This is a genomic window from Flavobacterium aureirubrum (assembly GCF_038739835.1).
In the GTDB taxonomy this organism is placed as follows: Bacteria; Bacteroidota; Bacteroidia; order Flavobacteriales; family Flavobacteriaceae; genus Flavobacterium; species Flavobacterium aureirubrum.
This window is the reverse complement of the sequence record NZ_JBCGDO010000017.1, coordinates 1-23938: the sequence shown is the minus strand read 5'-3', so window position 1 is coordinate 23938 and position 23938 is coordinate 1. Positions and strand designations below refer to the sequence as shown.

23 protein-coding genes and 1 pseudogene are annotated in these 23938 nt (G+C 32.6%); 11 read left to right on the top strand and 13 right to left on the bottom strand.

Annotated elements, in window-relative coordinates; genetic code table 11:
* The first annotated feature begins 14 nt into the window (after window positions 1-14).
* From recN to WFZ85_RS12055, 7 genes are all read left to right on the top strand, one after another.
* Entirely contained in the window at window positions 15-1667 is a 1653-nt protein-coding gene (recN, locus tag WFZ85_RS12085; protein ID WP_342696554.1) for a DNA repair protein RecN, read from the top strand.
* 68 nt (window positions 1668-1735) lie between these two features.
* The gene (gene fabV / locus WFZ85_RS12080; protein ID WP_342696553.1) at window positions 1736-2923 is read left to right on the top strand and encodes an enoyl-ACP reductase FabV; all 1188 of its coding nucleotides are present in this window, start codon (window positions 1736-1738) and stop codon (window positions 2921-2923) included.
* Window positions 2924-3022: 99 nt separating this feature from the next.
* Window positions 3023-5446 (top strand): T9SS-dependent choice-of-anchor J family protein, encoded by a 2424-nt coding sequence (locus WFZ85_RS12075; protein WP_342696552.1) that lies wholly within the window; start codon window positions 3023-3025, stop codon window positions 5444-5446.
* 85 nt (window positions 5447-5531) lie between these two features.
* Window positions 5532-6536, top strand: a complete 1005-nt coding sequence (locus WFZ85_RS12070; protein WP_342696551.1) for a glycosyltransferase family 2 protein — start codon at window positions 5532-5534, stop codon at window positions 6534-6536.
* Entirely contained in the window at window positions 6533-7117 is a 585-nt protein-coding gene (gene coaE / locus WFZ85_RS12065; RefSeq protein WP_342696550.1) for a dephospho-CoA kinase, read from the top strand. Before WFZ85_RS12070 ends, coaE begins: the two co-directional genes overlap by 4 nt.
* A 70-nt stretch (window positions 7118-7187) precedes the next feature.
* A complete protein-coding gene (locus WFZ85_RS12060) occupies window positions 7188-8771 on the top strand; it encodes a sensor histidine kinase (protein WP_342696549.1) in 1584 nt (527 codons plus the stop codon).
* Between the two features lie 6 nt (window positions 8772-8777).
* Window positions 8778-9479 carry a response regulator transcription factor gene (locus WFZ85_RS12055; protein WP_342696548.1) on the top strand — a complete coding sequence of 234 codons (702 nt, stop codon included), beginning with the start codon at window positions 8778-8780 and terminating at the stop codon, window positions 9477-9479.
* 29 nt (window positions 9480-9508) lie between these two features.
* On the opposite strand, the gene WFZ85_RS12050 is transcribed toward WFZ85_RS12055, so the two are convergent.
* From WFZ85_RS12050 to WFZ85_RS12005, 10 genes are all read right to left on the bottom strand, one after another.
* Window positions 9509-10246, bottom strand: a complete 738-nt coding sequence (locus WFZ85_RS12050) for an acyl-[acyl-carrier-protein] thioesterase (protein WP_342696547.1) — start codon at window positions 10244-10246, stop codon at window positions 9509-9511.
* Between the two features lie 17 nt (window positions 10247-10263).
* Window positions 10264-10482 (bottom strand): hypothetical protein, encoded by a 219-nt coding sequence (locus tag WFZ85_RS12045; RefSeq protein WP_342696546.1) that lies wholly within the window; start codon window positions 10480-10482, stop codon window positions 10264-10266.
* Window positions 10483-10861: 379 nt separating this feature from the next.
* On the bottom strand, window positions 10862-11512 hold the full coding sequence (locus WFZ85_RS12040) for a hypothetical protein (protein ID WP_342696545.1): 651 nt from the start codon (window positions 11510-11512) through the stop codon (window positions 10862-10864).
* 42 nt (window positions 11513-11554) lie between these two features.
* Entirely contained in the window at window positions 11555-12481 is a 927-nt protein-coding gene (miaA, locus tag WFZ85_RS12035) for a tRNA (adenosine(37)-N6)-dimethylallyltransferase MiaA (protein WP_342696544.1), read from the bottom strand.
* Between the two features lie 121 nt (window positions 12482-12602).
* Complete coding sequence (locus WFZ85_RS12030; protein ID WP_342696612.1) at window positions 12603-13964, bottom strand: exonuclease domain-containing protein; 1362 nt, start codon at window positions 13962-13964, stop codon at window positions 12603-12605.
* A gap of 39 nt (window positions 13965-14003) precedes the next feature.
* Entirely contained in the window at window positions 14004-14690 is a 687-nt protein-coding gene (locus WFZ85_RS12025; RefSeq protein ID WP_342696543.1) for a YggS family pyridoxal phosphate-dependent enzyme, read from the bottom strand.
* A 112-nt stretch (window positions 14691-14802) separates the two neighbouring features.
* Window positions 14803-16020 (bottom strand): DUF1015 domain-containing protein, encoded by a 1218-nt coding sequence (locus tag WFZ85_RS12020; RefSeq protein ID WP_342696542.1) that lies wholly within the window; start codon window positions 16018-16020, stop codon window positions 14803-14805.
* A 93-nt stretch (window positions 16021-16113) separates the two neighbouring features.
* Window positions 16114-17001: a 3-hydroxyacyl-CoA dehydrogenase family protein gene (locus tag WFZ85_RS12015; protein WP_342696541.1), complete on the bottom strand. Its 888-nt coding sequence runs from the start codon at window positions 16999-17001 to the stop codon at window positions 16114-16116.
* Window positions 17002-17010: 9 nt separating this feature from the next.
* On the bottom strand, window positions 17011-18015 hold the full coding sequence (locus WFZ85_RS12010) for a PDDEXK nuclease domain-containing protein (RefSeq protein WP_342696540.1): 1005 nt from the start codon (window positions 18013-18015) through the stop codon (window positions 17011-17013).
* A gap of 68 nt (window positions 18016-18083) precedes the next feature.
* Window positions 18084-19052 carry a Gfo/Idh/MocA family protein gene (locus WFZ85_RS12005; RefSeq protein WP_342696611.1) on the bottom strand — a complete coding sequence of 323 codons (969 nt, stop codon included), beginning with the start codon at window positions 19050-19052 and terminating at the stop codon, window positions 18084-18086.
* Window positions 19053-19196: 144 nt separating this feature from the next.
* On the opposite strand from WFZ85_RS12005, the gene WFZ85_RS12000 reads away from it, so the two are divergent.
* On the top strand, window positions 19197-19838 hold the full coding sequence (locus WFZ85_RS12000) for a protein-L-isoaspartate(D-aspartate) O-methyltransferase (protein WP_342696539.1): 642 nt from the start codon (window positions 19197-19199) through the stop codon (window positions 19836-19838).
* On the opposite strand, the gene smpB is transcribed toward WFZ85_RS12000, so the two are convergent.
* The gene (gene smpB / locus WFZ85_RS11995) at window positions 19835-20287 is read right to left on the bottom strand and encodes an SsrA-binding protein SmpB (protein WP_342696538.1); all 453 of its coding nucleotides are present in this window, start codon (window positions 20285-20287) and stop codon (window positions 19835-19837) included. The genes WFZ85_RS12000 and smpB overlap by 4 nt on opposite strands.
* Before the next feature lie 481 nt (window positions 20288-20768).
* Between smpB and WFZ85_RS11990 the strand changes: the two genes are divergently transcribed.
* Window positions 20769-21998, top strand: coding sequence for a S8 family peptidase (locus tag WFZ85_RS11990; protein ID WP_342696537.1), 1230 nt, complete (start codon window positions 20769-20771; stop codon window positions 21996-21998).
* Window positions 21999-22074: 76 nt separating this feature from the next.
* A complete protein-coding gene (locus WFZ85_RS11985; protein WP_342696536.1) occupies window positions 22075-22302 on the top strand; it encodes a VF530 family protein in 228 nt (75 codons plus the stop codon).
* Here WFZ85_RS11985 and WFZ85_RS11980 read toward each other — a convergent pair whose 3' ends face one another.
* A complete protein-coding gene (locus WFZ85_RS11980; protein ID WP_342696535.1) occupies window positions 22303-22863 on the bottom strand; it encodes a GNAT family N-acetyltransferase in 561 nt (186 codons plus the stop codon).
* A 20-nt stretch (window positions 22864-22883) separates the two neighbouring features.
* Window positions 22884-23738, bottom strand: coding sequence for an aldose 1-epimerase family protein (locus tag WFZ85_RS11975; RefSeq protein WP_342696534.1), 855 nt, complete (start codon window positions 23736-23738; stop codon window positions 22884-22886).
* 105 nt (window positions 23739-23843) lie between these two features.
* Here WFZ85_RS11975 and WFZ85_RS16555 point away from each other — a divergent pair.
* A pseudogene (locus WFZ85_RS16555) lies at window positions 23844-23938 on the top strand (IS982 family transposase); the annotation flags it as partial.

The window sequence follows — 23938 nt, the reverse complement described above, 5'->3', positions numbered from 1 at the left end:
CATTTCCTATTTTTATGATTACTTCGCTCCATATTGAAAATTTTGCCCTGATAGAAAAATTAAATATTAATTTTGTCGACGGCTTTTCAATAATTACTGGAGAAACAGGAGCTGGAAAGTCTATTTTACTTGGTGCTTTAGGACTAGTTTTAGGTAAAAGAGCTGATTTGTCTTCATTAAAGAACTGTGATGAAAAGTGTGTTGTTGAAGCTAATTTTTCCATTGGAAAGTATAATTTGAAATCTTTATTTGAAGCTAATGATTTAGACTTCGAAGAAGAAACTATAATCAGAAGAGAGATTTTACCTTCAGGCAAGTCTAGAGCATTTGTAAACGATAGTCCAGTTAACCTTCAACAATTGCAGGATTTAAGCCTTCGTTTAATTGATATTCATTCACAGCATCAGACTTTAGAGTTGTCAAATGATGATTTCCAATTCAATATTCTTGACTCAATTGCAGGAAACCAAAGTCTTTTATCAGATTTTTATACTCTTTTAAAATTATACAAGACAAAGAAGACTAAATTAGAAAGTAAAAAATCAAACTTTTTTGACTTTTTAAAAGAAAAGGATTATAATGAATTTTTACATCAAGAGCTAGTAGCTGCTAATCTGAAATCGGGAGACTTAGAACATTTAGAGAAAACATATGAAGCGCTAAATAATGTTGAATTCATCAAAGAAAATCTAGATAAGTTACTTGTTTTGGCTAATGAGGACGAATATGGCCTAATAAAAAATCTTAAAGAATTTAAAGCTGTGCTTCTAAAAAACAGTAGTTTTTCGGCCAATTATCAATTGCTTTCCGATAGAGTGAATTCTATTTTAATTGAATTTGACGACGTTGTGAAAGAGTTAGAACGCGAGTCAGAGTCTTTGCTAAATGACCCCGAGCAACTTGAACTTATAAATCAGAAGTTACAGTTGATTTATATTTTGCAAAAAAAGCATCAAGTCATAACTGTTGATGAACTAATTGAAATTCAAAATGAACTTCAAAACAAAATCTATACATTAACGTCTTTAGAAGACGAGATAGCATCTTTAGAATTAGAAATTAATACCCTAGAGACTCAATTAGATGATTTTGCAGCTAAAATCAGCAATAGTAGAAGAGAGGTAATTCCGGTTTTAAATGAGAAATTAATCTTGATTTTAGGTCAACTAGGTATGCCAAATGTAAGATTTAAAATTGAAATTGGACCATCAAACGACTATCATTACAACGGAAAAGACAACATCCAATTTTTGTTTTCTGCTAATAAAGGAACTGATTTCGGCACTTTAAAAAAAGTAGCTTCTGGTGGAGAAATGTCAAGAATTATGTTGGCCGTAAAATTTATTTTATCTCAATATTCTAAACTTCCAACCATCATTTTTGATGAAATTGATACAGGTGTTTCAGGAGATATAGCCAATAAAATGGGAGAAATCATGAAATCAATGAGCCAAAGAATGCAGGTTTTTGCGATAACTCATTTACCACAAATTGCTGCCAAAGGAAACTCTCATTTTAAAGTATATAAATCAATAATTGGTGAAACTACTGTATCAGAATTAAAATCACTCAATCCAGAAGAAAGAATTATTGAAATTGCTGAAATGCTATCAGGCAAACAAATTTCAGAGTCTGCATTAAACCATGCCAAAGCATTATTAAACTAATTGCTTTATTTTTTTACTTTTGTCTTTTCTTACATAACTAAAATTTATACTAATTAACTATTGAGAATATGATTATAGAACCAAGAATGCGAGGATTTATTTGTTTGACAGCGCACCCTGATGGTTGTGCGAAAAGTGTTAAAAATCAAATTGATTATGTTAAATCAAAAGGTCATGTTAACGGTCCCAAAAGAGTTTTAGTTATTGGAGCTTCAACAGGTTTTGGGTTAGCATCAAGAATAACAAGTGCTTTTGGTTCTGATGCTGCTACTATTGGAGTATTTTTTGAAAAGGAACCCTCGATTGGAAAAACTGCAACACCTGGATGGTATAATTCAGCAGCATTCGAAAATGAAGCTCAAAAAGTTGGGTTATATGCTAAAAGTATAAATGGAGATGCCTTTTCAAAAGAAATAAAACAAAAAACAATCGATTTAATCAAAGCTGATTTAGGTCAAATCGACTTAATTATTTACAGTTTAGCATCGCCTGTTCGTTTGCATCCAGAAACAGGAGTTTTGCACCGTTCCGTTTTAAAACCAATCGGTAAAACTTTTACAAATAAAACGGTAGATTTCCACACAGGTAATGTTACTCAGGTTTCTATCGAACCAGCCACTCAAGACGATATCGATAACACTGTAGTTGTTATGGGTGGTGAAGATTGGTCGATGTGGATTGAAGCGATGAAAAATGATGGTGTATTGGCAAATGGGGCAACAACAATTGCTTATTCCTACATTGGTCCAGAGGTTACAGAAGCTGTTTACAGAAAAGGAACAATTGGTAAGGCAAAAGATCATCTTGAGGACACAGCATTTCAAATTACTTCAAGTTTGGAAGAGTTAAATGGAAAAGCATATGTTTCAGTAAACAAAGCATTAGTAACACAAGCAAGTTCTGCCATTCCTGTTATTCCTTTGTATATCTCTTTACTGTATAAAATAATGAAAGCAGAAGGCATTCATGAAGGTTGTATTGAGCAAATTCAGCGTTTATTTAGTCAACGATTATACACTGGATCTGCCGTTCCAACGGACGAACAAGGTAGAATTAGGATAGACGATTGGGAAATGCGCAAAGATGTCCAAGAGAAAGTGAAAAGTTTATGGGAACAAGCTACAACAGAAAATCTTATTGAGATAGGTGATTTAGCAGGTTATAAACAAGATTTTCTTAACTTATTTGGATTTGGTTTCGATAACGTTGACTACGCCGCTGATACCAATGAAATGGTTATGATTTCAAGTATCTAGGATTTCACTAAAAATCGTTCATAAAAAGTCATCTAAATATTAGGTGGCTTTTTTTTATTTTCTTATTTTTATACTCAATTAACTATAAAACTTATTTAAATGAAAAAAATTACTTATTTTTTCTTAACCTGTTTAGGAATGATTACGGCCTCGTATGGTCAGTTTTCAGAAAGTTTTGACTCTGGCACCACCGCACCGACTGGTTGGTCTGTTATAAACGGTGGTGGGACTAGTACTTTTGTTTTTGGTGTTGGTTCGCCAGGTTCCGCATTTTCAGCTCCTAATGCAGCACAGATTAATTTCGATGCTGTAGCGCATGACGATTATTTGGTAACTCCGCAAATTACAGTTACTGCTGGTCTGAACGACAGATTAACGTATTACGTTAAAAATCAAGATCCTAATTTTGTTGAGGCTTATGAAGTAAGGTTGTCAAATACAACGGCTACTGCAGCGGCCTTTACGGTAGTTTTAACTCCCGAAGCAGATGCTCCAAATGACTGGACACAATTTACTATAGATTTAACACCTTATTTAGGGCAATCTATTTTTGTTGGATTTCGTGCAGTATCAACTGATAAATTCAGATTGTTATTTGACAATGTTGTAAATGATACCGCGCCAACTGCTGCACCAAATTGTGTTGTGTTAACAGCTCCACTTAACGCTGCAACAGGAGTTAGTCCATCACCATCTGTGACTTTAACGTGGACTGCTGCAACTAGTGGTTCAACCGCAAGTTCATACGATGTTTATTTAGATACAAATCCTTCGCCAACTACTCTACTTGGTAATCAAGCTACATTAACAAGATCAGTAACGGGATTATTGTCTACAACAACTTATTATTGGAGAGTAGTTGCCAAAAACGTTGCTGGTGAAGCAACTGGTTGTTCTGTATTCAGTTTTACTACTTCTGTTGATCCTTTTGCGCCATATTGTGGTCCGTTGTTATTTACTGCGGCTACTGATCCTGTCGAACCAATTACTTTGGTAAATTTTGCAGGAATCAACAATGCAACATCAGCGTCAGTAGCTGGTGGAATAGGTCATGAAGTATTCACCTCTATTACAGGTAATGTTACAGCTGGCTCGTCTTACACAATTACTTTGAAAGGAAATACTGGTGGAAATTTTACGAATCGTTTTATTGTTTTTGCTGACTGGAACCAAGACGGTGATTTCGCTGATGCTGGTGAATCATATCCAATTACGCAAACAATTACAAATTCAACAGGTGTTGATGCTGCGCAAGCGACACAATCTTTACTAGTACCTCCAAGTGCTACTGTTGGAACTACACGTATGCGTGTTAAAAAAATATTTGGTACAACAAATTTCGCTGATCCATGTTTAGGTGCTGGTTTTGGACAAGCAGAGGATTATACATTGGCTGTGGCTGCTGTGCCTACTGATTTGCCAGATTTTGTCAATTTACAGTTTCCAGCTACAGCAACAATTGCTCAAGGCGGAAATGTGACTGTTTTTGGTCAAGTTTACGAAGCTGGTTTAACAGATGTAGCTCCAAATATCGTTGGTCAAGCTCCAGGAATTCAAGCTTGGGTTGGAGTTAATGCTACTAATACCAATCCAAATACATGGACAACTTGGACACCTGCAACATGGAATGCTGGAAGTATTGGAAATAATGACGAATATCAATTAGCAATTGGAACTACTTTAGCACCAGGGACATATTACTATGCAACTCGTTTTCAATTAAATGGTGGGGCTTTTGTATACGGTGGTATCAATGCGAGTGCACCAAACAATGGTAACTTTTGGGACGGAGCAACTTTTGGAAGTGGTGTTTTAACTGTTACAGCGCCTTTACCACCTGCAAATGACGAATGTTCAGCACCAATTGCTTTGACTCCAGGTGGTGTTTTTACAGATTTTGATATAGATGGAACCAATGTTGCTGCTACATTAAGCGCAAATACTCCTATTCCAACTTGTGGAAACCTCAATTTTGCTACAACGGCAAAAGACGTTTGGTATAGTGTTGTAGTTCCTGCATCAGGATCTTTAACAATAGAGACAGGTACACATTCTTCGCTAGCAGGTGTTGATACAGTATTTTCAGTATATTCTGGTAATTGTACATCATTAACTCAAGTTGGTTGTGATGACGATGGTGCTACTGAGTTCACGTTTGGATTATCGAGATTAGTTTTAACAGGTCAAACTCCTGGCGCCACTTTGCTAATCAGATTATTCGGTTATAATGGTGCGCAAGGCTTATACAGTATTTCAGCATTTGACGCTTCATTAAGTACTAACATATTTGATACCAATGATTTTACATACTATCCAAACCCAGTAAAAAACACTTTGAATTTATCTTTCAATCAAGAAATTTCAAATGTTGAAATTTATAATTTATTAGGCCAAAAAGTAAATGCTAATTCAGTTGGTGCTAATCAAGCGCAAGTCGATATGTCAAACTTATCAAACGGAGTATACTTAGTTAAAGTATTTTCCAACAATCAGTCAAAAACTATCAGAGTTATTAAAGAATAGTTTTACTCTTTTTTACTTGTTAAACCACCTAAAATTTAGGTGGTTTTTCTTTTTTATAAAACTTATCTTTGTTAAAAGTTAATTTATGTTTTTTTCCATAATTATTCCAGTTTACAATAGACCAGATGAGATTTATGAGCTTCTTCAAAGTTTAGCTTGTTCAAATTATGGTGCTGCTTTCGAAGTAGTGATTGTAGAAGACGGGTCATCAATTCCATGTCAAGATGTTATTGAAAAATTTAGAGATGTATTAACTATTTCTTATTTCTTTAAAGAAAACTCTGGACCAGGCGACTCTAGAAACTATGGAATGAAGAAGGCTAAAGGTGAATATTTTGTCATTTTTGACTCTGATTGTATCATTCCTAAACAGTACTTATCAGAAGTTAGAAACGAACTTAAAATTAATTATGTTGACTGCTTTGGCGGGTCTGATGACGCTTTACCTTCATTTTCAGATATCCAAAAGGCGATAAACTTTGCAATGACTTCCTTTTTGACTACTGGAGGAATTCGTGGTAAGTCTGAAAAACTTACTAAATTTCAACCTCGCAGCTTTAATATGGGAATTTCAAAGAGAGCATTCGAGGCGTCAGGTGGTTTTGGGAATATTCATCCTGGTGAAGATCCTGACTTATCTATTCGATTATGGAAATTGGGTTTTCAAACTAGACTTTTTCCAAAAGTTTTTGTTTATCATAAAAGGAGAATTGATTGGAACAAGTTTTCAGTTCAAGTTACAAAATTTGGAAAAGCCCGACCTATTCTAAATTATTGGTATCCACAATACAGCAAACTCACTTTTTTCTTTCCATCTTTATTTATAATTGGTTTTTTTCTATCGGTTGTACTTGCTTTATTTGGAGTATTATTTCCTGTTTTTTGCTTTACATTTTACTATTTGTGTGTATTAATAATTTCAGGTATTCAAAATAAAAGTGTTACAATAGGTTTGCTTTCTGTTGTAGCCGTTTCTATACAATTTTTTGGATATGGAACAGGTTTTTTACTCTCTTATTTCAAAGTAATTCTTTTAAAACAAAAGCCTGAAATTGCATTTCCTGAATTATTTTTTAAAGTAAAATCATGACTAAAATTATTGGATTGACAGGCGGAATTGGTAGTGGTAAGACCATGATAGCAAACTATATGCAGTCGAAAGGAGTCCCTGTTTACATAGCTGATGATGAAGCAAAAAAAATAATGAAATCAGCTGAAGTGAAAGAGTTAATTTGTAGTGAATTTGGAGATGCTGTTTTAAAAGATGACAATATTGACAATAGTATGCTCGCTAAACTTGTTTTTAATAATCCTGATAAGCTGCAAAAACTTAATGGTATTGTACATCCATTAGTCGCTTCACATTTTGAAGAATGGTTAAAAAAGCATAGCGATTTCCCCTTTATAATAAAAGAAGCTGCTATCTTATTTGAAAGTGGAAGTTTTAAAAAATGTGACGCAATTATTACAGTAATAGCTCCTTTAGAAACCAGAATTGACAGAATTTTGAAGCGTGATAAGACAGATAGAGAAAGCATTTTGAAAAGAATAGAAAACCAATGGACTGATAAAGAAAAGATGTCAAAAAGCCATTTTATTATTCGGAATATTACTAAAAAAGAGACTATAAATCAAGTAGATGAAATTCTTAAAAAATTAAACAATCAATAATTTTTTGATAAGATGTTAATGTTTGGTTAATGTATTTATAGTATAAATGTTAAAATATTAAATTTGCTTAATGAATAAATTGTTTTTTCGATTATTAGTAATTTTGATGAGTTTATCTTTAATCGGTATAATTCTTGTACAGGTTTATTGGTTTGACAAATCATTCGAAAATAATGAAGAACAGTTTAAATATCATGTTAAGCAAGTACTTGGAAACGTCGCCGATAAAGTTCAAAAATATGAAGCTTATACCTTTTATGAAAAATACAACAAGGTAAAAGATAGCACTGGCAAAATTCCTGAAAAAAGTGATTTTTTGGAGTTTGGTTATTATCAGCGAGACTCTAGAACTAATGAAACCATTATTTACTCTAATAGTATAATTTCCGAGGATTATGGAATTTCATCATCGTTCTTTGATAAAAAAATTGACAGTGTTAAGCAGCTAAAAAATTTCTCTTCCAAGCGGAAGACACAGGTTTACAATGAAAACATTGATAATTCAAGTATAAAACAAAATATTAATCCAGACTTAAAAATTGATAAAGCAGGTAAACTCGATTTATTAGATAATGCTCAATTCGAAATTTTTTATAAAGATATTGCCGCATTAAAGTCAATACAAGAAAGAGTTTCTAATGAGTTGTTGCAAAAGTTATTAACGGAAGAACTTAACGAATATGGTGTGAAAACTCCATTTGAATTTAGTGTTTACAGTAACGGATTAGCCACAAAAATAAAGTCAGAGCGATTCAAATATGACAAGTCCTCAACTTATTCAATTCCAATTTTTATTGATAATGAGAACAATAATAAATACCAATTACTCATCACCTTTCCTCAGAAAAAGAAGTTTCTTTTTGCTGAACTGATGGGAATTTGTATTTTGTCAATAATTTTTACATTAATTATTATAATCGCTTATTCTAGTGCATTAAGTCAGTTAATCAAACAACGTCAGATTTCAGAAATTAAAACCGATTTTATAAATAATATGACGCATGAGTTTAAAACGCCAATTGCTACAATTAACTTAGCTTTAGATGCTATAAAAAATCCAAAAGTTATTGATGATCCTGAAAAGGTAAGGCGTTATTTACAGATGATTCGGGATGAAAATAAGCGAATGCATGCGCAGGTTGAAAATGTGTTAAGAATTTCAAAACTTGAGAAAAAAGAACTAGACATAAAAAAAGAGTCAAGTAATATTCACGACATTATTGAAGACGCGATAGAGCACGTACATCTAATCATAGAGGATAGAGGCGGAATAATAACCAAACAATTAAAGGCAAATCGAACAACAGTTCTTTTAAATGATGTTCATTTTACAAATGTAATTGTTAATGTTTTAGATAATGCTATAAAATACTCACCAGAAGCTCCCAAAATTGAAATTTTAACTGAAAATGTTAAGGAGTTTATTTATATAAAGATAAAAGACCATGGAACTGGCATTTCGAAAGCGGCGCAAAAAAGAATATTTGAAAAATTTTATCGCGAGCATACAGGTGATCTACATAACGTCAAAGGTCACGGCTTGGGTTTGGCATACGTAAAACGAATTCTAGACGATCACAATAGTGAAATTTACGTCGAAAGCGAAAAAGGAAAAGGAAGTACATTTATAATAAAAATACCACTCATAAATTAATTAATTATGGAAAATAATAAAAAAATATTGCTAGTTGAAGACGATCAAAACTTTGGAATTGTCCTCAGGGAATATCTTACACTTAACGATTTTGAGGTAACCTTGGCTAAAAATGGGATGGAAGGTTTTGAAAAATTTAAGAAAGATAGTTTTGATTTATGCATTCTCGATGTCATGATGCCATACAAAGACGGTTATACTCTAGCTAAAGAAATTAGAGAAAAAAATAAAGATATTCCTTTGATTTTTTTAACTGCTAAATCAATGAAGGAAGATGTGTTGAAAGGTTATAAAGTTGGTGCTGACGATTATTTGAATAAACCATTCGACTCTGATGTGTTATTGATGAAGATTAAAGCAATTATCCAAAGAAAAGCAACTGAAACTAAAAATGAGCCAGCCAAATTTGAATTCCAAATAGGTAAGTTTTTATTGAATTCAAAATTGCGTTACTTAAAACTTGGTGATAACGAACCAATAAAATTGTCTCCAAAAGAGTCTGAATTGTTAAAAATGATGGCTATTTATGAAAATGATTTGATGCCAAGAGAATTGGCTTTGACTAAAATATGGAGAGAAGATAATTATTTTACTTCCCGAAGCATGGATGTTTATATTGCTAAACTTCGCAAATATTTAAAAGATGATCCAGAAGTGGAAATCCTAAATATTCATGGCGAAGGTTTTAGATTAGTGGTTAAAAAATAGGCAAATGGCTCCAAGAAATTGGAGCCATTTTATTTTAGATTTATTTGAAGAGCAAAGTTAGCTTTCTCATTACTGTGAACAACAAAAATAAGACCAGTTTCAGTATTTTTCTCACTAATGTCAACTTCATCTTTTAATGATAGTTCTTTGAGGTAATTCATTTCAAAGCTGGTAATTTTTTGACTTTTAATTATTTCATAATCTACTAAATCGATACACCATTCCAAGTACTTTACACTATTTGCGTGATTGACAATATCTAAATCAGAAATTTGTATCCTACGATTTGCTACTGTAGTCATATCATGTTGAAAATCTATTTTACCGAAAGGTTCAGATGTTGCTCTTTTGGAATATTTTTCGAAATGTTCATGAGGTAAAGCTAAATTTTCGGGTCTTCGAGTTTGTGTGTTAAAAACAGCCCAAAAAGTTTCACATCCTACTATTTTTTCGTCATCAAGATACAATTCCAAACAACGAGTTGAGCGTGAATTTTCCAATGAATTTATCCAAGTTTTTATCGTAATAACATCTCGCCATTTAGGCAAACGCTTTATCTCAACTCGCATTCTACTTAAAACCCAAGCTTGATGAAATTCTTGCATATCGCTAAAACTAATTCCGCCAAGTTCAGCATGTCTAGCTGCTGTTAATTGTAGAATATTGCACAAATCAGTGTATTTCAAATAACCGTTTGGATAACATTGAAGAAAGTTGATTTCTTTTTCTTCGTATAAAATAGAGTTGAAGTTGTGTGAAATGGGCATGAATTATAATTTTTGATCTATTTAGTTATATAAATAATTCCAATTTGAATACTATTTGATTTTCCAAAAAAATCTTCTAAAGTTTCTTCCGTTTTCACATCATATTTATTATTTACATAAAGAATTGATAAACATAAAGCGTTATGTTTATCAAAATTATAATTGATTGATGTGCCTAATCTAAATTCTTTTCCATCTTGTGCGCCACGTCTTTTTCCACTTTTTTTAATAACCAATTCAGAATATCCGTAACCAACACTTGGAGTTAATGAAATTTTTTTAGAAATAGGATAATCATAATTGAAGTAAAAAAAATAAGAATTGTGTTTAGAGCTTCCATAGTTTCCAATAAGCTGTTTATCTTCAACAGAGTAGAAAATATAATCTAGCCCAATTCCACCTGAAAAATTTGAATATTTTAAAATCCCTAGTGAACTTGTTACTCCTAAATTTGATGAATGACCTTAAGCTAATGCTGTTGAACCAAATTCAATAGGGTAAATAAAACCAATTGAAAACGATGTTTTTAAGTTGAGTTTATTGTCTTTTGTTTCTTGCGAAAAACAAAAAGGAAAAATAAATAAAAACAAAAGAATTAAAAATTTATTTCCCATTTTAATAATTTATTATTTGACTAATATTTTCCTCATTGATAACCAATTCCTGAGATATATTTTGTAACTGACCTGATATATTTTTTACAGTATAGTTTATTTGAATTGTTTGATTTTTTTTTGCAAAAAAATTATATATATAAAATGTTTCTTCTTCGTCTAAAAAAGAGGAACTATAAGGCGAGTTAATTCCATCAATAAATACATTTGTTATTTTATTTGAATTATTTATTGAATTAAATTCTAAATAAACTTGAACACTTTCATCATAGGTTAATCTATAAATTTTGGGAATAGTTAATTTATAACCATTAAAATTTTCGATACCTATGTTGTTAATTTCAAAAGGAACATAATTTTCATTATCACTATAAGGTGAGTTTACAGAAAGGTCATAACCACGATCAAATTCTGGCGAAGGAAAAATTAATCGCAACTCGCCATTACTATTTGTTTTCCCGAAGCTTAATATTTCACTACTAGAGCCAAAACCACTGCCATTACTAACAGTAATTTCGACGTCAATTCCTTCCAAACTATTATCGTTCGAGTCTACCAATTTAGTTTCAAATACCAATCTTGTTTCCGCATCATAAGGAATAGTACAAGAAACACAAGAGATAAATATAATTAGCAAAAAGTATTTTTTCATGTAAGTTTATTTCAAAGATGCTAAAATTCCAAAATGGTTGTATCAATTTATGGTTAATTCAATCGAATTAACAATCTCTTTTCTATCCGTTAAATAATCAAACCAAATGGCATTTTCAGTTCGTTTAAACCAAGTCAATTGTCTTTTTGCAAATCGGCGTGTATTCATTTTGATTTGTTCAATGGCGAATTCCAAAGATGTTTTTCCTTCAAAAAAGTCAAAAAGTTCTCTGTAACCAACAGTTTGAAGCGCATTTAAATTTTTATTTGGGATAAGATTTTCGACTTCTTTTAACAATCCTTCGTTAATCATGATTTCAACGCGCTGGTTAATTCGATCGTACATAATTTCTCTTTCGGCTTCGAGACCAATGATGATAGGAGTGAAGTTACGCTGGTTTTTCTTTTGACCAATAAAATTTGAATAGGGTTTTCCTGTTCCAATACAAACTTCTACAAAACGTTTCATCCGTTGCGGATTTTGTAATGTTTGCGGATTGTCAACAGACAATTTTTGATAATAGTCAGTGTCTAATTCTTTCAACTTTTGTTGTAAATAATCAATTCCAAATTTTTCAAAATCAGTATTTATTTTTATTCTAACTTCTTCGGCAATATCTGGAAAATCATCAAATCCTTTTAGGACAGAATCAACATACAATCCGCTTCCGCCAACCATAATTTGAACATTATTTTTTAGAAATAATTCATCCAACTTAGCAATAGCCTCTTTTTCAAAATCGCCAACAGAATAAGTATCGAAAATTGATTTGTTTTGAATAAAATGATGTGTTACACTTGCTAATTCTTGTTCATTTGGAACAGCGGTTCCAATTTTCATTTCCTTAAAAAACTGTCGGCTGTCACAAGAAATGATATCGCAATTGAAATGCTGTGCCAAAGCAATGCTTAGGGAAGTTTTCCCGATGGCTGTTGGGCCAATAATGGTTATGAGATATTTTTTTTTCAATTACTGCATTTTTTTAGCCCAGATTGTAGCGGCATCCTTTTATAAATTTGTAATGAGCGGTTTGCTGATTACAAATTTATAAAAGATATAGCGGAAAGCTGGATTGGCTCCAAATAAAAAATTAAAACTTTACAATTTTCATGACTTTATTTCGTCGCAAATATCCTTGAATAATTGTTCGCGTATCGCGGTTATTCTGCATGGGAATAATAATATTTTTGAGTATTTCTATGTTGTTTATTTGATAGTTTAAATCATAAAAACAATAGCCTTTGTAAATTCCGTTTTCTATTAAAATAGCGCTGCGTTCATCAATGCTTCTTCCTCTGTCAATAACGACCATATTGTCGTTTTCAAATTTATTTTTTTGAATAAATTCTTCCACTCTTTCGTTATATTCTTCGGGTGAAATTTTTCCAATACACGCGCCATCGCACTCTTTTATTTTATATTGAAAACACTCGTTTTTTGTATCGTAGAGGTTGGTATATTTTTGGCATAAATTATAGTGCGCTGTAATCCTGAACATAGCATTTTTTGCTTCGTTGATGGAAGTAAATGATGTGATTTCCTTTTTTCGACCATCGGCTTTTAGCAGTTTAAGGTTGATGTAGCCTTTTTCATCTTTCACAGCATACAATGCATATTGAAAAATGCTTTTGCGTTGCGCTCTGTTGTAAATAGGTTTATTTATTTTTATTTCCTCACTTTCTTTGAGTAGTGCTATGAGTTCGCTACCAGTTTCTTCATAGGTAACCGCAAATACTTCGGCTTGAATTTTTTTACACTTTCTTGATGTGCCTGTAAAGTGTTGATTAATACGCTTTTTTATATTTTTACTTTTGCCGATGTATATCAAGTCACCCTTTTCGTTGTGGATATAATAAATCCCAGTTTTGCTTGGCAAACTTTCTACTAAATCCAGTAATTTTGGTGACAATCCTTTTTTTATTTCTGCTTTTATAGAACTAATCAAAATTTCTTTTGCGACATCTTTTGCTAGCAGCATTTTAAATAATTTTACCGTTGCCATTGCATCGCCACTTGCTCTGTGCCTGTCAGTAACCGGAATTCCCAACGCTCGAACTAGTTTGCCCAAACTATAGGAAACTTGTCCTGGAATGAGTTTTTGAGACAGTTCTACAGTGCAGAGAGTTGGTCTTATAAAATCATATCCCAATCGAGTGAATTCGGTTCTCAGAATGCGATAATCAAATGAGGTATTGTGCGCCACTAAAATGCAGTCTTGCGTAATTTCAATAATTCGTTTAGCTATTTCATAGAATTTTGGTGCCGAACGCAACATCGCATTATTAATTCCAGTCAATTTCACCACAAACGGTTGAATGGGTTTTTCAGGATTAACCAAGCTGATGAATTGGTCAATTACTTCATGTCCATCAAATTTGTAGATAGCAATCTCTGTAATTCCTTCTTCGTTGAATTGTCCTCCGGTGGTTTCTATGTCGAGTATACAGTAAATTTTGTTTAAAGTTTAAGGTTTAAAAAGTTTAAAGTTGTTTTAACGTGAGCCAAATATACTACTTCCGATGCGAACCATAGTACTACCACAATCGATTGCCAATTGATAATCGCCAGACATTCCCATAGAAAGAGTATTCAGTTGGCAGTTTTGCTTCGCCAGTTCGCTATCGCTCGTGTCAGTTTTCAGTGATTTATATTTGTTAAATAATGATTTTAAATAGTCAAACTCTCGTTTTATTTGTTCTTGATTATCAGTAAATGTTGCCATTCCCATTAAACCAATAACGTTGATATTTGTCATTTTTTTAAACTCTTCAGAATTTAATAATTCTTCTAATTCATTTTCATCTAAACCGAATTTAGTTTCTTCTTCAGCAATGTGAATTTGCAATAAACAATCTACATTTTTTCGCCAACGAACAGCTTGACGGTTGATTTCTTTTAGTAATTTTAGACTGTCAACTCCGTGAATGAGTTTCACATAAGGAACCATGTATTTTACTTTGTTCGACTGAACATGACCAATCATATGCCATTCAATATCCTTTGGCATTTGCTGCCATTTTTCGGTCATTTCTTGGATTTTGTTTTCACCAAAAATGCGCTGACCAGCATGGTAAGCTTCCATTAAATCTTCGACAGGTTTGGTTTTGGAAACCGCAACAAGTGTTACGTGATTAGGAAGTTGGGATTTTATTTGGAGTAAATTTTCTTTTATTGGCATTTTATTTCATTCTATTTGTTTTTGAACACTGATTTAAGAAATCCATAAAATTTTAAAAATTTCTCTAACTTCTTATATCAGTGTTTCTATAAATTCATGTATTTTATCAAAATTACAACTCATAAACCATCAGTCCACTGCGGAACTTTGGTTCGATATAAGTACTCTTTGGTGGCATAATCAATCCATTGTCTGCCAAAGCCTTAATCTCTGAAATATCACTTGGGTAAAGCATAAAGCCAACTTCAAATTCGCCTTCGTCCACCAATTCTTTTATCGTAGCGATAGATTGTTTTCCCGGAATGTATTCAATGCGTTCGTCGTTTCGTAAATCTTCAATTCCCAATAGTGGTTGCAAAACTTTATCGTATAAAATTTGTGCATCGAGATTGTCTAAAATATGCTCAATAGTACTTTGTTGTTTGTAAAATAAAGCATAAAAACTTCCGTCAAGATACATTCCAAATTCGAATTTGCTTTGCGGTTTCCATAATTCTTGTTCTTTGTCTTTGATGATAAAATGTTCTGAAAGTTTTTCGAGAAAATCGTCTTTGGAATAGCCGTTTAAATCGCGAATTATCCGATTGAATTCATATATTTTCACATTACTTTCAGCAATCAGAAAGCTCATAAAATAGTTCAAATTCTCATTTCCTAAATGACTATCTTGGTCGTATAACATTTCCGCTGAAGCCGAACGATGATGTCCATCGGCAATATACAATTCTGGAATGTTTTCAAATTGTTTTGTTAACCAATTAATTTCTTCATCGGTTTCGATTTTCCATAGTTGGTGTTTTTCTTTATTCGTAGTGGAATAATTGTAAATAGGTTGACTTCTTTTCTTTTCAGAAATCCAATTGTTTAAAACATCACTATCTGGATAAGTGATTAGAACTGGTTCAGTATTAAAACGGGTTTGATGTAAATAATCTTTGAAATATTCCACCCGATATTGTAGCGTATCTTCATGTTTTTTGATGATATTGTTTTTATAATCATCGATTGAAGTCCCAGCAACAATTCCTGTGAAAGTTTGGCTTTTACTCTGAATTTCATAGAGAAAAAAAACAGGCTTTTCTTCTTCCATAAAAACGCCATCTTCTTTGAAATCTAGGTATTTGTGCGCAACACCTTTAAAACGTTTGTCCAAAGTGATTTTTTGCGAATGCATATAGGCAGGATGAATTACGTGTAAAAATGAATAAGGATTAAAACTTAACCAAGCGGCAAGCTCAGCCGAACTATAATCGTCATAGTTTCGACACGTTACTAACCCAATTTTATCTGGAGTTGGACGAACGGCTTTAAAGGGAATAATTTTGCTCATGTTACTTAACCACGAAGGTTACTAAGTTTTTCACGAAGGTCACGAAGATTTTTTGTGCTTTGTGCCTTCTTCGTGCGCTTTGTGGTTAAAATTTTATTTAAACTGCTTCGAAACTTTTTCCGCTTTTTTACTTTCGGAATAATCGTAAAAACCTTCTCCCGATTTTACACCCAATTTTCCAGCCATAACCATATTGACTAACAATGGGCAAGGCGCATATTTTGGATTTTTGAAACCGTCGTACATTACATTTAAAATAGAAAGACAAACGTCCAATCCAATAAAATCAGCCAATTGCAATGGTCCCATTGGATGCGCCATTCCGAGTTTCATTACGGTATCAATTTCTTGAACGCCAGCAACGCCGTTGTATAAGGTTTCAATACTTTCGTTGATCATTGGCATTAAAATTCTGTTGGCTACAAATCCCGGATAGTCGTTTACTTCCGTTGGTATTTTTCCTAATTTTACCGATAAATCCATGATGATTTTAGTCACTTCATCCGAAGTATTGTAACCACGAATAATTTCTACTAATTTCATAATCGGCACCGGATTCATAAAATGCATTCCGATTACTCTTTCTGGATGAACTACTTGCGCTGCAATTTGAGTAATAGAAATGGATGAAGTATTGGTTGCCAAAATCACATTATGGTTGCAAACTTCGCTTAATTGTTTGAAGATATTTAGTTTCAATGTTACATTTTCTGTGGCAGCTTCTACCACTAAATCACATCCAACAACACCATCTTTGATGTCGGTGTATGTGATTATATTTCCAATTGTTTTGTGTTTATCTGCTTCGGTGATTGTTCCTTTAGTAACCATTCTATCAAGGTTTGCCGCAATAGTAGCCATTCCTTTTTCTAACGATTTCTCAGAAACATCGATTAATTTTACGGTAAAACCGCTTTGGGCAAAAGTATGCGCAATTCCGTTGCCCATTGTTCCTGCACCTATTACAGCTATTGTTTTCATTATGTTTGTTTAGTTTGTATGTTTTAAAATTTCTATTTCTCGTCTAATTTCTTTCAGTAATTGTTCTTCGGTTGGAAGATATAATTGGTATTGACTCGCTAAAATTGAATTGTTATTTTCTGGTAATGAATATTTTACAACAGCATCGTTTTTATTGGCACAAAGTAAAATTCCTATGGTTGGTTTTTCGTGAGCTACTTTTTCAACTCGATCATAATAGTTGACATACATTTGAAGTTGTCCTAAATCTTCGTGTGTCAATTTATGTGTTTTAATTTCAAATAAGACAAAACATTGCAATAATCTATTATAGAAAACCAAATCTATATAAAACTCATCACCGTCTAAATGAATTCGTTTTTGACGTGCTACAAATGAAAAACCGTTTCCAAGTTCTAAAAGAAAATCATGAAGGTTGGTAATTATGGCTTGTTCAAAATCTTTTTCATAATAAGCACTTTCACGTTTTAGATTCAAAAATTCTAAAACTAATGGATCTTTGATGATTTCATTTGGATTAGTCGGAATAACTTCATTTCGAGCAACTGCCAAGACACTTTCTTTGTCATTACTCAACAATAGTCGTTCAAATAATTGACTATTTACTTGTCGTTCCATTTGACGAACCGACCAATTATTTTTTACCGTTTCTGCAATATAATATTCTCTTTTGTCTTCATTATCAATACTTAAAAGTAATTTATAATGAGTCCAACTCAATTGCGTCCGCAGTGAGGACGCAATTGGAAAAGTTCTATAAAATTGTCTGTAACGTTCTAATTGTCTTACAGAAAATCCGCTTCCATATTCAGGTTGCAGTTGTTCGGATAAATACTTTATTAAAAAATTACCATAATCTGCTCTGTCTTTTCCTTGCTGTTCTTCGTTAAAAATTCGCTCGCCAATATGCCAATACATAATCGTTCTATGATGGTCAACACTTCGAATAGCGGTTTGCTTAGCATTAGCTATTAAAGTTTTTATTTCATATATTAAATTTTGGGAAAGGTTCATTTACTAATTTTAAAAGTTTCAGTTTTCAGGTTTACACAAAACCATAAAACTTTAAACTTGAAACAAAATTATTTTTCATTCATACTATCAATAATCATATACGCCACACGCAATGCTTCGGTTCCATCTTCTAAAGTTACAATTGGAGTTGTATTGTTATTGATAGCATCAGCAAAAGTTTCCAATTCATCAAGGATAGCATTGTTGTGACTTACTTCGGGATTATTGAAATAGATTTGCTTCTTTTCGCCTTCGGCATTTTGCAAGATCATATCAAAATCGCCAGGAACTTCAGGAGCTTCTTTCATTTTTACTACTTCACAAATTTTGTCTAAATAATCAACTGAAATGTAAGCGTCTTTTTGAAAGAAACGGGATTTACGCATGTTTTTCATGGAAATTCTACTCGATGTAATATTAGCAACGCAGCCATTTTCAAACTCAATGCGAGCATTGGCAATATCTGGAGATTGGCTCAAAACCGAAACGCCACTGGCATGAACCGCTTTGACTTTTGATTTTACCACACTCAAAATAGCATCAATATCATGAATCATCAAATCTAAAACAACAGGAACATCAGTGCCACGAGGATTAAATTCTGCTAAACGATGCGTTTCAATAAACATTGGGTTTTCAATTTGATCTTTTACAGCAATAAAGGCAGGATTGAAACGTTCTACGTGACCAACTTGTCCTTTTACGTTGTATTCTTTGGCTAAAGCAATAATTTCTTCAGCTTCGGCAACAGTTGTAGAAATAGGTTTTTCAATAAAAACATGTTTGCCACTTTTGATGGAAACTTTAGCACATTTGTAATGCGAAAGAGTAGGAGTTACAATATCTATAACATCAACAGCATGAATTAATTTAGCAATGGTATCAAATTGTTTATACCCAAATTCGGCAGCAATTTTCGCTCCGTTTTCGTGGTTTTCGTCATAAAAACCAACGAGTTCGTATTTATCTGATTGATTTAATAATCGTAAATGTATTTTTCCGAGATGTCCTGCACCTAAAACGCCAACTTTAAGCATAAAAATAAATTTTATCAAAAGTAGCATTTTAGTTTAATTTTTAAAAGTTTAAGTTCCGAAACTTCGGTTTAAAAGTTAGTTTAGCTAAGGTATTTGTTTTTTGATATTTTCCGTTTATTTTTACTGAACTTAAAACAGCCCAAATTGAAAAATACAAGTAAACACGAAGGTCTTCGAAATCAATTAGCCAAGCAACTAGAAGAAAAAGGAATATTGGACAAAAGAGTATTGGAAGCCATAAAGTTGATTCCACGACATCTATTTTTGGACTCTAGTTTTGAAGATTTTGCTTATCAAGATAAAGCATTTCCTATTGCGGCAAATCAAACTATTTCTCAACCTTATACAGTGGCATTTCAAACACAGTTACTTCAGGTAAAGACAGGCGATAAAATCCTAGAAATAGGAACAGGCTCAGGTTATCAAACAGCGGTTTTAGTGGCGATGGGAGCAAAAGTGTATTCTGTAGAAAGACAAAATGAATTGTTTAAAACTACCAAAGCGTTGTTGCCTAAATTAAATATCCATCCTAAATTCTTGTCTTTTGGAGATGGTTATAAAGGTTTACCAGATTACGCACCATTTGACAGTATAATAGTAACTGCTGGTGCGCCAATTATTCCGAAAGCACTTATGGCGCAATTAAAAATAGGAGGAAGATTGGTTATTCCATTGGGCAAAGACAAACAAATTATGACCATGCTTATCCGAAAAAATGAAACTCAATTTGAAAAACATGAGTTTGGAGAATGTCGTTTTGTTCCTTTGTTAGAAAATAAAAACTAATAAGCTTTTTTTATTCTATCAATATCTCTTTTCACATCTTGTTCTTTCAAACTCTCGCGCTTGTCATATGTTTTCTTACCGCGACAAAGTCCGATTTCTAGTTTAGCAATTCCTTTTTCATTAGTAAAAAGGCGTAATGGAATAATAGTCAATCCTTTGGTATCTAAAGCTCTTTCTAGTTTTTTTAACTCTCTTCTATTAAGTAATAGTTTACGTTCACTTTTAGCTTTATGGTTAAACTGATTTCCATATAAATACTCATCGATTTGAGTATTAATGGCAAATAATTCATGATTGTTGAATTCACAAAAACCCTCAGTTATATTTGCTTTACCAAGTCGAATTGATTTAATTTCGGTTCCTGTTAAAACTATTCCAGCAGTGTAATTTTCGATTATTTCATAATCAAATCGTGCTCTTTTGTTTAGGATGTTGACCGTTTTTAACATAGGATTGCAAATGTAGTAACAATTGTATAATTTCAATATAACAATTAAATTTTTAAAGATGAAACTATGTTTTTTAAAATTTGCTTTTCAAGTTTTAAATAAAATAATATCACGTTTTATACGTTGTAGCAAAAAAAGTTCTAAATTGCAGTAATCAAACCAATAAAAACCAACACTATGCTTAAAAAAAACACTAAAAGTTTCCCTAGTTTTATTACTGATTTTTACAGCTTGTTCAAGAGAAGAAGATCAAAGTGAAAGTGCTATTGTAATCGAAGAGTCCCAGAAAAACCCTTTAACACCTAGTCAAATTAATGCTAAAATTGATGAAAGTCTTACTACAAAAGGTGTATTCAATTGGAGTGAAGCATCGTCTCATTTGCTCTGGAGCGCAATTGTAAACGGAAATAATATCGTAACAATTGGCTTTGGGAATACTAAGAGCAATTTTGAACGTTTAAAAACCACTAATAACACTAAAATGCAAAGTGATTTGTTAGAAATCATAATGAGATATGAGACATCTACTGTAGACAAAATTCTAATTGCTGCAGACATTGATTTAAATTTAATGGATGTAATCATTGAAAAGCAAGAAACAATAATCGCATTAAGAAAATCTAAATTTATACGATATATCGAACCAGCTGATTACAGTTATATACAAGTTCGCGATGCTGAAAACCGTACAGGTTCTTTTTCCAATTCAACTAACTCCTCATCAAGCTCTGGTTGTGGTTTTGAGTCACAAGTTTTAGCCACTGCCGACTTCACTACTACAACGCCAAATGCTAAAGTGCCATGGACATTTACCAGACACAACATACCCAATGCATGGAATATTAGCACAGGAAGAGGTATTACGATAGGAATAATTGATACCGGTGTTTCTCCAAACCAGTCGCTGTTGGGTTCTAATTTTAATAATGGACTTTCTACTGGAAGGACGATTCAAAAAAATGGTGTTTACATCGACTCGATTTGGCCTTGGAGCACTACAACAGATGGTGTAAATGATTTATGCGGACATGGTACAAGCATGGCTTCTGTAGCTGCTGCACCACGAAAAGATCGAGGTTTACCTGTTGGAGTGGCCTATAATTCAAATTTAGTGACTTATCGCGCGGCTACCAATGTTGTTATTGATGGATTTCAAGAGCAAGAAGCAGTTAAAAAAGCTTTCACCGCTTTAGGTAATAATACCAACGTAAGAATAATATCAATGTCAATGGGACATATGTTTTCCGTAGGTAAAATAGAAGACGCTATAAAATTTGCGCATGCAAGAGGAAAACTAATTTTCTGTGCTGCCGGAACCTCCACAAGTTTTACCACTTTTGTCGGGGTTATTTTCCCAGCTTGGATGCCTGAAACAGTTGCTGTAACTGGCGTTAGAGAAGGAACCACATTGCAAGCATGTAGCAATTGCCATACTGGCGGTAAAGTTGAATTTACAGTAGCTATGCAAAGAGCTTCTACTGGTAACACGGTACCCATCAGTAGTTACTATGAAAATCAGACCGACTATGTTGGCGGATCATCTGTTGCTACTGCAACAACTGCGGGAATTGCAGCTTTAGTTTGGTCTAAAAACCCGTCGTGGACTAGAGAGCAAGTACTAACTAAAATGAGACAATCGGCTAATTTATTTCCTAATCGTAGTTCTCAATTTGGTTTTGGAAATGTGAATGCATTTTTAGCGGTTCAATAAAAAAATAAATTTAAATCAAAAACCATCCGTTTTATTCGGATGGTTTTTTTATTGTTTTAATCGCTAAATTTACACCATGGATAACGACAGTTCAAAAAATCCTCTACACGGTATAACCCTTCAAAAAATAGTGGAAACGCTTGTCGACTTTTATGGTTTTGACACGCTAGGAGAATTAATAAGAATAAAGTGCTTCAATGAAAATCCTAGCATCAAATCAAGTTTAACCTTTTTAAGAAAAACAGATTGGGCAAGAAAAAAAGTAGAAGAATTATACATTAAAACGCTTCCAAAATTAAAATAGCTATTTCTTGAAATTTCTTTTCAATAAAGAATAAATCACAGTGTCTAAAAATTCTCCTTCCCAGTACTCATTTTCAATATAATGCGCTTCTTTTACAAATCCATTTTTTTGTAAAACTCGTTCAGAAGCTTTGTTTCTTGGATCAATATTAGCTTCTATAGCATGTAAATTCATTTGTTCAAAACCATAAGTAACTACAGCTTTAATAGCTTCAGTGATATAGCCTTGACCATAAAATTCGGGTAATGAGGTATAACCTATTTCTGCACGATGATTTTTATTGTCAATTTTATAGTTTCCGATGATGCCAAAAATTTTAGGATTTCCTTTCAAGGTAATTCCCCAGTTAATTCCCGTATTATTTAGTATTTTATCTTCAATTTGCACAAGATGAGCAAGCGCATCTTCTTTAGTTTTTGCCAGTGGTCGCGGTATGTATTTCATAACTTCTGGATTGCCGCGAAGCGCAAGTACTTCTTCAAAATCATTTTCGTGTAAACGGCGCAATAATAATCGCTCTGTCTCTAAATTTTGAAAAGGGTGAAAGTTAATGACTAGCATAATTCTGGATTTGTGTAAATTTATAAAATTTCAATACTATAACAGAATTCCTTGCTGCAATTAACCTGAAGCAGTTGGATAGCTTCTTTTTCCTTGATATTACCGGAAGCGGTGTCAGTATCTGCATAACCTAGCCAAGGTTCCAAGCAAATAAAAGGTGCATTTTGTTTTGTCCAAATGCCAAAGTTCGGAAAATCTTGAAAATTAAAATGTAAAATTGGTTTTTCATTTTCCATTACGGTTATCGATTTTGAGTTCATACTTTTAATAACTAAAGCATCATTTACAAACAAATTGTAGTGTAACGCTAAGCTTTTATTTTTTAATTCAATTACTTGCTTTTCTTCAGACAACAAATCATTTTTTAATGTATAACTCGTTAGTTTACTATCGTCTTTAAAAAAAAGAGAGTAGTTTTCAATGTTTTTTGCTAAAGCAAAAGCTGGATGTCCGCCAATTGAAAACGGCATTTCGCATATACTGTTATTTGTTACATGATAACCAATTACCAATTTATTATCTACTAAAGTATATTTAACTTGCAGTTCGAATTCAAAAGGATAAACTAGCAACGTTTCCGTTGAAAATTGTAAAGAAAAATGTGCTTCACTTTCTGTGTGATGAATTAACTCAAAATTCATGTCTCTAGCAAATCCATGTCGGCTTAATTGGTAGGTAGTTTCTTTGTATGTGTAGCAATTATCTTTTAGCGTGCCAACTATTGGAAATAAAATTGGAGCGTGTTTTGCCCAGTATTTAGGATTTCCTTCCCATAAATAATTTCTTTTTGAACTATTTTTTACTACAGATGTTAGTTCAGCTCCTTTCAGATTTATAGTTGCAGTTAAGTGACTATTTGAAATTTTTATGTTCATTAAAATTACCCGTTGGGTGTAATTATTTGAAGTAAAATAAATTGATTAGATATTGGTCAAGATACTGAAATGGAGTATCTTGAAGTCGTAAAACAAACAATATCTATGTCAAATATAGTAAAAAAATATTTAAGAGTTTTAGAAGTTATAAGTTCTTTGAATTGTGAATTAGAATTTAAATCAGGTGTTGGTAGAAAAGA

Bases quoted from the DNA above. Each gene is read 5' to 3' on its own strand.
- WFZ85_RS12005 (WP_342696611.1), bottom strand. From the start codon at position 19,052: ATGCTTAAAGTTGGCGTTTTAGGTGCAGGACATCTCGGAAAAATACAT.
- coaE (WP_342696550.1), top strand. From the start codon at position 6,533: ATGACTAAAATTATTGGATTGACAGGCGGAATTGGTAGTGGTAAGACC.
- WFZ85_RS11990 (WP_342696537.1), top strand. From the start codon at position 20,769: ATGCAAAGTGATTTGTTAGAAATCATAATGAGATATGAGACATCTACT.
- WFZ85_RS12040 (WP_342696545.1), bottom strand. From the start codon at position 11,512: ATGAAAAAATACTTTTTGCTAATTATATTTATCTCTTGTGTTTCTTGT.
- recN (WP_342696554.1), top strand. From the start codon at position 15: ATGATTACTTCGCTCCATATTGAAAATTTTGCCCTGATAGAAAAATTA.
- smpB (WP_342696538.1), bottom strand. From the start codon at position 20,287: ATGTTAAAAACGGTCAACATCCTAAACAAAAGAGCACGATTTGATTAT.
- WFZ85_RS12050 (WP_342696547.1), bottom strand. From the start codon at position 10,246: ATGCCCATTTCACACAACTTCAACTCTATTTTATACGAAGAAAAAGAA.
- WFZ85_RS12010 (WP_342696540.1), bottom strand. From the start codon at position 18,015: ATGAACCTTTCCCAAAATTTAATATATGAAATAAAAACTTTAATAGCT.
- WFZ85_RS12070 (WP_342696551.1), top strand. From the start codon at position 5,532: ATGTTTTTTTCCATAATTATTCCAGTTTACAATAGACCAGATGAGATT.
- WFZ85_RS12025 (WP_342696543.1), bottom strand. From the start codon at position 14,690: ATGCCAATAAAAGAAAATTTACTCCAAATAAAATCCCAACTTCCTAAT.
- WFZ85_RS12060 (WP_342696549.1), top strand. From the start codon at position 7,188: ATGAATAAATTGTTTTTTCGATTATTAGTAATTTTGATGAGTTTATCT.
- WFZ85_RS12075 (WP_342696552.1), top strand. From the start codon at position 3,023: ATGAAAAAAATTACTTATTTTTTCTTAACCTGTTTAGGAATGATTACG.
- WFZ85_RS12015 (WP_342696541.1), bottom strand. From the start codon at position 17,001: ATGAAAACAATAGCTGTAATAGGTGCAGGAACAATGGGCAACGGAATT.
- WFZ85_RS12020 (WP_342696542.1), bottom strand. From the start codon at position 16,020: ATGAGCAAAATTATTCCCTTTAAAGCCGTTCGTCCAACTCCAGATAAA.
- WFZ85_RS12055 (WP_342696548.1), top strand. From the start codon at position 8,778: ATGGAAAATAATAAAAAAATATTGCTAGTTGAAGACGATCAAAACTTT.
- WFZ85_RS11985 (WP_342696536.1), top strand. From the start codon at position 22,075: ATGGATAACGACAGTTCAAAAAATCCTCTACACGGTATAACCCTTCAA.
- WFZ85_RS11980 (WP_342696535.1), bottom strand. From the start codon at position 22,863: ATGCTAGTCATTAACTTTCACCCTTTTCAAAATTTAGAGACAGAGCGA.
- fabV (WP_342696553.1), top strand. From the start codon at position 1,736: ATGATTATAGAACCAAGAATGCGAGGATTTATTTGTTTGACAGCGCAC.
- WFZ85_RS11975 (WP_342696534.1), bottom strand. From the start codon at position 23,738: ATGAACATAAAAATTTCAAATAGTCACTTAACTGCAACTATAAATCTG.